This window comes from Variovorax sp. efr-133-TYG-130, assembly GCF_030208835.1.
Classification (GTDB): domain Bacteria; phylum Pseudomonadota; class Gammaproteobacteria; order Burkholderiales; family Burkholderiaceae_C; genus Variovorax.
This window is the reverse complement of record NZ_JARVTD010000031.1, coordinates 224,441-235,530: the sequence shown is the minus strand read 5'-3', so window position 1 is coordinate 235,530 and position 11,090 is coordinate 224,441. Positions and strand designations below refer to the sequence as shown.

Here is an 11,090-nt window from a genome sequence, read left to right as displayed (position 1 = left end):
ACAGCCCAGAAAACCCCAGTCAAGCAATTGACTGGGGTTTTTTGCTTTGGGGCGAGCAGGCGAGAAGCCCCATCTTTCAAAGATTGCGAATCGCGATCTGGTCTTTCTCCGCAGCTCCCGCCGCAATCAATTCCTGCAAGATATCAGCGGTAAGTTGATCGAATTCAACGCCCCCAAAGAACCGGGCGTGAATCATGGCCAAGTACGGCGTACTGTGCAGCCACAGCCGCCATTCCTCGAGAGCCACAACCTGCATCTCCAGCAGCTTGAACTTCATCAGCACCTTGATCGCATGCCGCGCGTGCTTGACCGGATCGCGCTGCAATCCGTCGAGGCGCTTGCGTGCGATAGCAAGAGCTTTGCTGACGTCGTAGAAGATCGCACCGTGTCCGGGAACCACCCGCAAGGGCCCGAGCGATTCGATCAAGTCCAGCGTTGCCGCCATGTCCCCGAATGAAGGCTCGCCAGCAAGCTCAGGGAAGGCAATCCCGAATCCGTGTTCCCACAGCGCATCTGCGGAGATCAGCGTCCGCGATGCTGCATCGAACAAGATGATCGAGTGCGGATCGTGCCCCGGCGCCGCATGCACCTGCCACGGCCTGTCACCCAGCATGCACTCGGTGTCCGGTTGCAATAGTCCGCCGAAGCCGAACCGCGGGCAAGTCTGTCCCGTCGCCAAAAAACTCAGGCCGCTTTCGTCCCAACGCTCCACCAGCGCCGCCTCGCCAGGCGGTATCTCGATGCGAACCGATGGATAGCGTTCCTCCAGCGCCGAGTTGCCTCCGCAGTGATCGCTATGCAGATGCGTATTCAGGATGCGATCAAGCGCCCGATCTCCAAGCACCGACTCGACCAGTGCCACCGTCTGCTCCGCATGCGTCGCATATCCGGTGTCGACCACTGCTGTCTCGTGGACGCCCAGGAACAAGATGTTGTTCGAAGAAAGCCATCCCCGCTCGAGCACGATTACGTTCGCCGGAAGACCGGCGCTTGCCGACGATTGGCTCATTCAGGCGCCCGCGCTGGCGCGAAGCTCCCGCCGCAGGATCTTGCCCACATTCGTCTTCGGCAGCGACTCCCGAAACTCGATGTGCTTGGGCCGCTTGTAGCCGGTGAGCTGCGAGTGGCAATACTGGAGCACCGCGTCCTCGGTCAATGCCGGGTCCCTTCGCACCACGAATACCTTGATCGCCTCTCCCTGCTTCTCGTCGGGTACACCCACAGCCGCGCATTCGACGACCCCGGGGCAGAGCGAAATCACATTTTCCAGCTCGTTCGGAAACACGTTGAAGCCGCTCACCAGGATCATGTCTTTCTTGCGATCGACGATCCGGCTGTAGCCATCTTCCTGCATTACCGCGATATCGCCAGTCCGCATGAAGCCATCTGCCGTGAACGCCGCTGCGGTCTCGGCGGGCTGGTTGTAGTAGCCCACCATCACGTTGGGGCCCTTGATGCAGAGTTCGCCGGACTGCCCCACGGGGAGTGAATTGCCTTCGTCGTCCTTGATCGCGATCTCGATACTCGGCAGCGGCAGCCCGATCGTCCCCGTGAACTCGGTGTTCGACACCGGGTTGTTGGTCCCGATCGCGCAGGTCTCGCTCATTCCCCAGCCCTCGATCATCGGGCAGCCGGTGACCTCAAACCACTTGCGTGCCGTTCCTTCAGAGGCCGCCATGCCCCCCGCCTGCGAGACGAACAGCGTCGAGAAATCGAGCGTCTTGAATTCCGGATGCATCAACAGCGCATTGAACAGCGTGTTCACCGCGGGCAGCATGTGGAAGGGCCGCTTCTTCAGCACCGCAATGAACTTGTTGAAGTCGCGCGGGTTAGGGATCAGCGTCATGTGAGAGCCCTGCCGGATCGCCAGCAGGCACAGCGTCAGCGCGAAGATGTGATACAGCGGCAGGGCCGCGATGCTGTTGACCTTCGACAGGTCGCCGGCACGTTCGAGTGCCGGCGTGAACCAGGCTTCGGCCTGCAGTGTCGCGGCGACGATGTTGCGGTGCGTCAGCACCGCGCCCTTCGACAAACCCGTCGTTCCGCCCGTGTACTGCAGGAATGCGACGGAGTCGAGCGTGCTGCGGTCGGGCCCCAGCGTGCGGCCGCGTCCCTCGGTGATCGCCTGCGTGAAAGGCGTGACCGAGCGCTCGTCGCTCAGGGGCAGCTTGTAGGCCGGCACGATCTTCGCCAGGTGCCGCACCGCGATCGTGATCCACGCGCCGTACAGGCCGCCCAGCAGGTCGCCCATCGACGTCACGACCACATGCTTCACGGGCGTGCGCTCGATCACTTTTTCAAGCGTCGACGCAAAGTTCTCGAGAATGACGATGGCCGTCGCGCCCGAGTCCTTCAGCTGATGCTCCAGCTCGCGCGCCGTGTATAGCGGATTGACGTTCACGCATGTGTAGCCCGCGCGCAGCACGCCGCACATCGTGACCGCGAATTGCGGAATGTTGGGCAGCATGATCGCCACGCGCGCTCCCGGCTCGAGCCCGCGCGACTGCAGCCACGCGCCGAGCGCCTTCGACAGCGTGTCGAGTTCGCCAAAAGACATCCAACGCTCCATGCAGACCGAGAACGGCCGGTCGGCATAGCGGCCGAAGGCTTCCTCGAACATGTGGGGCAAGGACCGGTACTGCTCGGGATGAATCTCGTGCGGTACGCCGGCAGGATAGTTTTGTCGCGCGGATGTCTGCATGCAAGCTCCTTTGGCGCGGATTGTGAGAGGCAGTGCGCCTCCGCCGCCAGCGGGCTTGTCCTAGGGCACGGGCTTGCGCTGTCGCGCGCGCGATAGCCGCGCGGCGACCGAATGGCTCAGGCCTTGCCCGTCTCGCCTGGCAGCAGCACGCCGGCCTCGATGTCGGTGGCGACCTGGAGCGCTTCGTACAGCGGCGTGAAGTCGGGCGCCGTGAGGTCGAAGAGCTGCGCGAAGCTTTCGATCACGAAGTAGTTGGCCTGGTAGGTGTCGATCTTGTAGCGCGTGCGCATGGCGCGCAGCAGGTCGATCGGCAGCCTGAGCGGCTCTTCGCTGAGCACCGCGTGCTTCAGCTCGCCCACCGAGCTGAGGATGCCGGCGCCGTATGCGCGCAGGCCTTCCGGCTGGCGGATCAGCCCGAACTCCACCGTGTACCAATACAGCCGCGCGAGCTTTTCGCCGGCACCCAGCTCGTGCGCCTTGATGCCACCCGCGCCATAGCGCTGCACGTAGTCGGCGAAGGTCGGGTCGAACAGCATCGGCACATGGCCGAACAGGTCGTGGAACACGTCGGGCTCGACGATGTAGTCGAACTCCTCGGGCTTGCGGATCCAGTCGGTCACCGGAAACTTGCGGTTCGCGAGCAGCGTGAAGAACGGCAGCTCGGGAATCAGCCCCGGCACCGCCACGATCTCCCAGCCGGTTGCGCGATGCAGCCGCTCGTTGAGCTCCTCGAAGCGCGGGATGCGGTCCTTCACGCCCAGCGACGGCAGCGCCTTGATGAAGGCATCGCAGGCCAGCCCCGGCAATTGCGCGGCCTGCCGCTCGTAGAGCCGCTTGTAGGTGTCATGGTCGGCGGCCGTGTAGCTCGCCCAGTCCTGCGGGCAGGTGTAGTCAGCCAGCACGGTGCCGCCGCGCGAGTAGTCGCCGCGCGGCGGGCGGTCCGAGGCGCCATACACGGCGGGGGTGACAACTGCTGCTGCGGCGGGGGAGTCCATGGAAAACGATCTCGGAGAAGAAGAGTTACTTGAGCCAACGGTCCATCGTGCGCTGGAAGTCGCCGCCGGCCTGCTGCAGGTGCAGCCACTGGTCGACGTACGATTTGAATGCCACGTCGTCGCGCGGCAGCATCCAGGCCATCTCGCCGTACTGCAGCGGCTTGTCGGGATTGATCGCGCACAGGCCCGGCTTGAGCTTCTGCTGCGTGATGGCCTCGGCCGCCTCGGTGACGAACACATCGGCGCGGTTCGCGAGGATCTCGTCGAAGATCGTCACGTTCTCGCCGTGCAGCGTGAGTTTGGCCTGCTTGAAATTGGCGCGGGCGAAGCGTTCGTTGCTGCCGCCCGGATTGAAGATGACACGCACCGACGGCTTGTCGATGTCGGCCACGCTCTGGTACTTGGCCACGTCGGCGCAGCGGCCGATGGGCGTCTTGCCGTTGACCATGTAGGGCGCGCTGAAGAAGGCGCGCTTTTGCCGGTCGGTGGTGACCGAGACGCCACCCACCGCGATGTCGCACTTGCCGGCGGCAAGGTCGGGCAGCAGGTTGGCCCAGGTGGTCTTGATCCACTCCGGCTTTGCGCCGAGGCTGGCGCTGAAGCCCGTCATGAGGTCGACGTCGATGCCCTCGAAAGCCCCGTCGGCCTTCTGGAAGCTGAAGGGCTTGTAGTCGCCCGGCGTGCAGATGCGCAGCACGGCGGCCTTTTGCACCGCGTCCAGGTGCGAGCCGGCCATCGTCGGCGTTGCCGCCGGCGGCATGGCGCAGCCTGAAAGAACGGCAGCAGCCGCCGCGATGAAGGTCAGGCCGATCGAAAACGTGCTGCGCATGCCGGGCTCCTGGAGCAATGAAGAAGCGCTTATTTTGCGGCGCTCAGCACGCCGCGGCGCATCTGGTCGAGCTCGATGCTCTCGAACAGCGCCTTGAAGTTGCCGTTGCCGAAGCCGTCGTCGCCCTTGCGCTGAATGAACTCGAAGAAGATCGGGCCGAGCTGGTTCTCGCTGAAGATCTGCAGCAGCAGGGCGTCCTTCTTGCCGTCGATCAGGATCTTGCGCTTGTGCAGCTCTTCCACGCTCTCACCGTGGCCGGGGATGCGCTTGTCGACCAGCTCGTAGTACGTGTCGATGGTGTCCAGCAGCGTGACGCCGTTGGCGCGCAGCGCGTCGACGGTGGCGTAGAGGTCGTCCGAGCCCATGGCGATGTGCTGGATGCCTTCGCCCTTGTACATGTCCAGGTACTCCTGGATCTGGCCGGCCTGCTCCTTGCCCTCTTCGTTGATCGGGATGCGGATCTTGCCGCAGGGGCTGGTCATGGCCTTGCTCTTCACGCCCGTCACCTGGCCTTCGATGTCGAAGTACTTGATCTCGCGGAAGTTGAAGAGCTTCTCGTAGAAGCCGGCCCAGACGTTCATGCGGCCGCGATACACGTTGTGCGTCAGGTGGTCGATGTAGGTCAGGCCGTTGCCGAACGGCGAGAGCGCCTGCTCGGGCGCGACGCCGGGCAGCGCCTCGAAGTCGACGTCGTAGAAGCCGATGTTGCCGATGTCGCCGGGCTTCGCGCCGTTCTTGCCGGGCCAGCGGTCCACCAGGTAGATCAGGCTGTCGCCGATGCCCTTGATGGCGGGAATGTTCAGTTCGCCAGGGCCGGCCTTGTCGGCAAAGCCCCAGGCGCCGAGTGCGGTGGCGCGTTCGTAGGCTTGCTTGGCGTCCTGCACGCGGAAGGCGATGGCGCACACGCTCGGGCCGTGCTCGCGCGCGAACTTCTGCGCAAACGAGTCGGGCTCGGCGTTCAGGATGAAATTGATGGTGCCCTGGCGATACAGCAGCACATTCTTGTGGCGGTGCTTGGCCACGGCCTTGAAACCCATGCGCTCGAACACCTTGCCCATGGCGACCGGATCGGGTGCCGCGTACTCGATGAATTCGAAGCCGTCGGTGCCCATGGGGTTCTCCCAGGGGGTGAAGGCGGGTGCGTCGGCTTGGCTCATGCGTGGTCTCCGGAAAGGTGTGGGGTATTCAATGAAAAGGCGCGAAATCGGCCAGTCATGCAATGTAGGGTGGATGGCTCTCAGGTTTTCTGCGTTTCCGGGCGCTTGCGATGGCCTTCGCGCAGTAAAACTGCAAGAATATGGAAATGGAAGCACTGGACAAGATTGACAGGCTCATTCTGCGCACGCTGCAAGCAGACGGGCGCGCGACTTACGATCAACTCGCGGAGCAGGTGAGCCTGTCGCCCAGCGCCGTGCTGCGGCGGGTCAAGCGGCTGGAGGAAAGCCGGGTCATCGATCGCTATGTCGCCCTGGTGCAGCCGGAAGCCATCGGCCTGGGGCTGACCGCCTACCTCAACGTACGGCTCGAAAAACACACCGAGACCCACAAGCGCAACCCCATGGACCTGTTTCGCGCCAGCGTCCAGACCTGGCCCGAGGTGGTCGAGTGCGCTGCGCTCACCGGCGACATGGACTACCTGCTGCGCGTGGTGGTGGCCGACATGGCCCACTACAGCCGTTTCATCATGGACACGCTGCTCAAGCATCCCAGCGTCGAAGACTGCAAGACCAGCTTCGTGCTGGACCGCGTCAAGGCCACGACGGCCGTTCCCGTCTGACGACCCAGGCAGCCGGGTTGCACGGGCGCCACGCGATTCGGCACTGATTCACGGACCGTGTCCCGCAATTGACCCTGGCGGCTTGATGATTAAGGGAAAACCCTTACATTTGAGCCATGCTCACCGCCAAGACCCTTCTCAAGGCGTCTCTCGGCCTTGGCTCTTTCCTGAAAGCGCCGATGGTTGAGGCGCAACCACGCGCTGCCAGCGCGCCTCAACCCGTGATGGTGCCGATCCGCTCGATCGGTCCCCGCGAACGCGAGCGCATCGCGCGCCACCTGCTCGAACTCTCCCCGCACGACCGCTACCTGCGCTTCGGCTACGCGGCGGCCGACGAGCAGGTCCAGCGCTACGTCGACAGCCTCGACTTCGAGCGCGACGAACTCTTCGGCATCTACAACCGCCGCCTCGACCTGATCGCGATGGCGCACCTGGCCTTCGCCCCCGGCGACCAGCACAGCGATTGCGCCGAATTCGGCGTGTCGGTCTCGGCGCATGCGCGCGGCCGGGGCTACGGCGCCCGCTTGTTCGAGCGCGCCGTGGTCGTGGCCCGCAACGAAGGCGTGGGCATGCTCTTCATCCATGCGCTGAGCGAAAACGCCGCCATGCTGAAGATCGCCCGCAACGCCGGCGCCACCGTGGTGCGCAGCGGCTCCGAAGCCGAGGCCCACCTGGAGCTGCCCAGCGCCACCTTCGACAGCCGCATGAGCGAGATCGCGCTCGAGCACTACGCCGCCGTCGACTTCGCCCTCAAGAGCCGCGCCAAGCAGTTCTGGGCCTTCCTGGCCGGCCTGCAGGAAATGCGCAGCGGCATGCGCGAAGCCCGCAAGAAATCCGCCCCCTGAGCCCGTCCGGCGGTTCCCGTACGGCCTATGCCGGCCGTACGGTGGAGCGTGTCACACGCAATCCGGTATCCTTGCCCTTCCTCAACTCCGCCCTCCCGCAGTGGCCGAACCTCACCCTGAACGCGCTCCCGTAGAACGGGAAGACAAGCGCGGCTTTCTCCAGAAGCTCGCCGAATTCATCCACCCCGGTCCCGACTCGCGCGACGAGCTGATCGAAACCCTGGCGGACGCCGAGGACAACGAGGTGATCGGCGCAGAGTCGCGCGTGATGCTCGAGGGCGTGCTGCGCATGGCCGACATGACGGCCGGCGACGTGATGGTCGCGGCGCCGCGCATGGACATCATCAACATCGACGCCCCGTTCGACGCGCTGCTGCATCTCATCATCGACACCGCGCACTCGCGCTTCCCGGTGTACGAGGGCGAAAAAGAAAACATCATCGGCATCCTGCTCGCGAAGGACCTGCTCAAGCTGCAGCGCGCGCCGGGCCTGAACATCCGCGCGCTGCTGCGGCCGGCGACCTTCGTGCCCGAGAGCAAGGGCCTGAACGACCTGCTGCGCGAATTCCGCGGCAACCGCAACCACCTGGCCATCGTCATCGACGAATTCGGCCGCGTGGCCGGCCTCATCACGATCGAGGACGTGCTCGAGCAGATCGTCGGCGAGATCGAGGACGAGTTCGACATCGCCGAGGACGAAGGCGACATCTTCGGCCTGGCCGACCACACCTACCGCGTCTCCGGCGACACGCCCATCGAGCGCGTGGCCGAGGCATTCGGCATCGTCTTCAACGAAGAGCAGCTCAGCGAAGACTTCGACACCATCGGCGGGCTGATCGCGCACGAGATGGGCCACGTGCCCAAGCGCGGCGAGCACCACGCGATGGGCGGCTTCGACTTCGTGGTGCTGCACACCAAGGGCGGCGCGGTGCGCTGGTTCAAGGTGTCTCCGGCCCGCGGCAGCGACGCGGCCGACTGATGGCGCGCGCGCCGGCTTCCCCGCTCGCCAACCTGTTCCGCCTGCTCGGCTTCGGTGCGGCCGGCCTCGCCCAGGCGCTTTCGATGGCTTCGCCCGCAGGCGGCAAGCCGCTGTGGTGGCTGCAGCTGCTGTCGCTCGGCGCGCTGGTCTGGCTGCTCGACGGCCTGCGCGCGCAAGGAGCGGGCTGGCGCCGCGCCGGCCTGCACGGCTGGCTGTTCTCCACCGCGTGGCTCACCGGCAGCTTCTGGTGGCTCTTCATTTCGATGCACACCTACGGGGGCCTGCCCGCGCCGCTGGCGGCCATTGCCGTGCTGGCCCTGGCCGCCGCGCTGGGGCTCTACTACGCCGCGGCGGCGGCATGGTTCGTGGTGCGCGGCCCGAAAGGGCGTGTGACGGGCGCGCTGGTGTTCGCGGCGCTGTGGACGCTTGCCGAACTCGTGCGCGGCAGCTGGTTCACCGGCTTTCCATGGGGCGCCGGCGGCTATGCGCACGTCGAGGGGCCGTTCGCGGCGCTCGCGCCGTGGGTGGGCGTCTACGGCATCGGGGCGGCGGCTGCGCTGGTGGTTGCGCTGGTCGCATTGCATCGCCCGGTTCGCATGGCCGACGCGGTGCCGGGCGTGGCGCTCCTCGCGCTGGTGTTCGCCGTGCCGCATCTCGTTCCGCCGCTTCGCGGCGACGTGCGGGGCGCGGGCGGCGCGACCGGCAGCCTGAACGTCGCGCTCCTGCAGGGCAACATCCCGCAGGACGAGAAATTCATTCCGGGCGGCGGCATCGAGACCGCATTGCGCTGGTACGGCGAGCAACTGCGCGACGCCAAGGCTTCGCTCGTCGTCACTCCCGAGACCGCCTTGCCGCTGCTGCCGCAGCAACTGCCGCCCGGCTACCTCGACGCCATCCGGGCGCGCTACAGCCAGGGCAGCCAGGCGGCCATCGTCGGCTTGCCCATGACGGGGCTCGGCGGCCCGGGCACCTACAGCAACTCGGTGCTGGGCTTCCAGCCCGGCGCCTCGCAGGTCTACCAGTACAGCAAGCACCACCTGGTGCCGTTCGGCGAATTCATTCCCACGGGCTTTCGCTGGTTCATACAGATGATGAACATCCCGCTCGGCGACTTTGCGCGCGGCGGTCTGGCGCAGGCGCCCTTCGTCTGGCAGGGCCAGCGCATCGCGCCGAACATCTGCTACGAAGACTTGTTCGGCGACGAGATCGGCGCGAACTTCCGCGACGAGGCCAGCGCCCCGACCATCCTGCTCAACGTGAGCAACATTGCGTGGTTCGGCGACTCGGCGGCCATCGACGAGCACCTTTCCATCTCGCGCATGCGCGCGCTCGAATTCGCGCGGCCGATGGTGCGCTCCACCAACACCGGCGCCACCGTGGTGATCGACGCCGAAGGCCGCGTGACGCACGAACTGCCGCGCCTCACGCGCGGCGTGCTCGAAGCCAGCGTCGAAGGCCGGCGCGGCCTCACGCCGTACGCGCGCTGGGTCGCGCCCTTCGGGCTGTGGCCGCTGTGGATCCTGGCGATGGGCATCGTGGCCGCAGCCTTCTTGCTGCGCCGCCGCGGCCGCGATTGAACGGCCTCAGGCGCCCCCCGCGCCCTTCACCGGCCAGTCGCGCAGCTTGCCGGGGTTCAGCAGCCCCATCGGGTCGAAGCGCTTCTTCACCGCGATGACCTCGGGCGGCAGCGGCCCGCCGGCCTTGCCGTCTTCCACGATGTTCACGTGCGGGTTGTTGATGTGCACGTTGTGCTCGCGGTGGATGCGCATGATCTCCTGAAGCCGCTCCTCGGTGCTGAAGCGCACCAGCTGCAGCCCGCTGCAGGTCATGAGGCCCGCCACGTTGCGGATGAACTCCAGGTGCATCATCACCTCGCCGTTCGCGCCCAGCAGCTTTTCCATCTCGATCACCTGCTCCACATGCCTGCCGGGCACGAAGCCGCTCTGCAGGTAGGTCAGCGTCGGATCGATCTTGAGCGCGTGCAGCGTCGTGTGGTTCCAGGTGAACTCCATCAGCGTGCGGTTGCTCTTCTGCACCTCCGCCGCCGTCTTGCGGTAGCCCACGGTGCCGCCGTGCGCTTCGACCAGCTGCAGCAGCGCGGGCTCGCTCGATTCGGCCACCAGCGACAGCACCGTGTGGCAGCCCTTGGGCAGGTGCGCGGCGAGCTGCGCCAGATGGTCGGAGATGGGGGCGGCGAAAAAGCTCACGCCGCGCTTCACGATGCCCGGCGCGTGCGCGAGCTTGTCGGCGAAGTGCAGTGCGCGCTCGAAGTCGTCGAAGGTCACCAGCGTTTCGAGCCACGGATGCGCGGGCGCCAGGGCGATCTCCAGTTCCAGCACCAGGCCGTTGGTGCCCCACAGGTGATGCATGCGCATCGCCTCGGCGCCGCGCAGTTCGACCACCTGCGGCTCGGCCTCGATGCTCATCGCGCGGATGCCGATCACGTTGCCCGGCGCGCCCAGCGGCCCGTAGTTGATGGAGCCCACGCCGCCGAAGCCGCCGCCGAACAGGCCGCCCAGCGTGGCGCTGCGGTAGGTGGAGGGCACGCAGCGCATTTCCTGCCCCGTGGGCCTGGTCTGCTTTTCGAGCTCGCCCAGGCGGATGCCGGCCTGCGCACGCGCCACGCCGGGGCGCACCCAGAGGCAGCTGTTGTAGCCCGTCATGTCGAGCACCACGCCGCCGGCCAGCGGCGTGGTCTGGCCGTAGTTGCCGGTGCCGCTGCCGCGGATGGTGATGGGCACGCCGCGGCGCGCGCAGGCACCCACCACGGCGCGGATCTCTTCCTCGGTGCGCGGGCGCACGACCACGTCGGCGCGCTTGTCCTTGAGCTGGCGCACCAGCACGGGGCTGAACCAGGAAAAGTCGGAGGACAGCCGCGTGACGCGGCTTTCGTCGGTGATCCAGTCGAGGTCGGGCAGTTCGAGCAGCAGTTGCTCGATGGCGGAAACGGGAGCATTCATGGTC

General features: G+C 66.1%; 10 protein-coding genes. 4 read left to right on the top strand and 6 right to left on the bottom strand.

What is annotated here, in order from left to right:
• Positions 1-76: 76 nt before the first annotated feature.
• From QRN67_RS26590 to hppD, 5 genes are all read right to left on the bottom strand, one after another.
• Positions 77-1,009, bottom strand: coding sequence for an MBL fold metallo-hydrolase (locus QRN67_RS26590; protein WP_285414281.1), 933 nt, complete (start codon positions 1,007-1,009; stop codon positions 77-79).
• Positions 1,010-2,701, bottom strand: a complete 1,692-nt coding sequence (locus tag QRN67_RS26585) for an AMP-binding protein (protein ID WP_285414280.1) — start codon at positions 2,699-2,701, stop codon at positions 1,010-1,012.
• Positions 2,702-2,817: 116 nt separating this feature from the next.
• On the bottom strand, positions 2,818-3,696 hold the full coding sequence (gene phhA, locus QRN67_RS26580; protein WP_285414278.1) for a phenylalanine 4-monooxygenase: 879 nt from the start codon (positions 3,694-3,696) through the stop codon (positions 2,818-2,820).
• A 25-nt stretch (positions 3,697-3,721) separates the two neighbouring features.
• Positions 3,722-4,525 (bottom strand): transporter substrate-binding domain-containing protein, encoded by an 804-nt coding sequence (locus QRN67_RS26575; protein WP_285414276.1) that lies wholly within the window; start codon positions 4,523-4,525, stop codon positions 3,722-3,724.
• Between the two features lie 29 nt (positions 4,526-4,554).
• A complete protein-coding gene (gene hppD, locus QRN67_RS26570; RefSeq protein WP_081270162.1) occupies positions 4,555-5,682 on the bottom strand; it encodes a 4-hydroxyphenylpyruvate dioxygenase in 1,128 nt (375 codons plus the stop codon).
• 146 nt (positions 5,683-5,828) lie between these two features.
• Here hppD and QRN67_RS26565 point away from each other — a divergent pair, with 146 nt between their 5' ends.
• From QRN67_RS26565 to lnt, 4 genes are all read left to right on the top strand, one after another.
• Positions 5,829-6,302: an Lrp/AsnC family transcriptional regulator gene (locus QRN67_RS26565; RefSeq protein ID WP_081270170.1), complete on the top strand. Its 474-nt coding sequence runs from the start codon at positions 5,829-5,831 to the stop codon at positions 6,300-6,302.
• A gap of 116 nt (positions 6,303-6,418) precedes the next feature.
• Entirely contained in the window at positions 6,419-7,147 is a 729-nt protein-coding gene (locus tag QRN67_RS26560) for a GNAT family N-acetyltransferase (protein WP_081270161.1), read from the top strand.
• A gap of 100 nt (positions 7,148-7,247) precedes the next feature.
• Entirely contained in the window at positions 7,248-8,126 is an 879-nt protein-coding gene (locus QRN67_RS26555) for a CorC family transporter (protein ID WP_081270160.1), read from the top strand.
• On the top strand, positions 8,126-9,703 hold the full coding sequence (lnt, locus tag QRN67_RS26550) for an apolipoprotein N-acyltransferase (RefSeq protein ID WP_285414273.1): 1,578 nt from the start codon (positions 8,126-8,128) through the stop codon (positions 9,701-9,703). Before QRN67_RS26555 ends, lnt begins: the two co-directional genes overlap by 1 nt.
• A 6-nt stretch (positions 9,704-9,709) precedes the next feature.
• Here lnt and QRN67_RS26545 read toward each other — a convergent pair whose 3' ends face one another.
• Positions 9,710-11,086 (bottom strand): FAD-binding oxidoreductase, encoded by a 1,377-nt coding sequence (locus tag QRN67_RS26545; RefSeq protein ID WP_205367618.1) that lies wholly within the window; start codon positions 11,084-11,086, stop codon positions 9,710-9,712.
• Positions 11,087-11,090 lie beyond the last annotated feature (4 nt).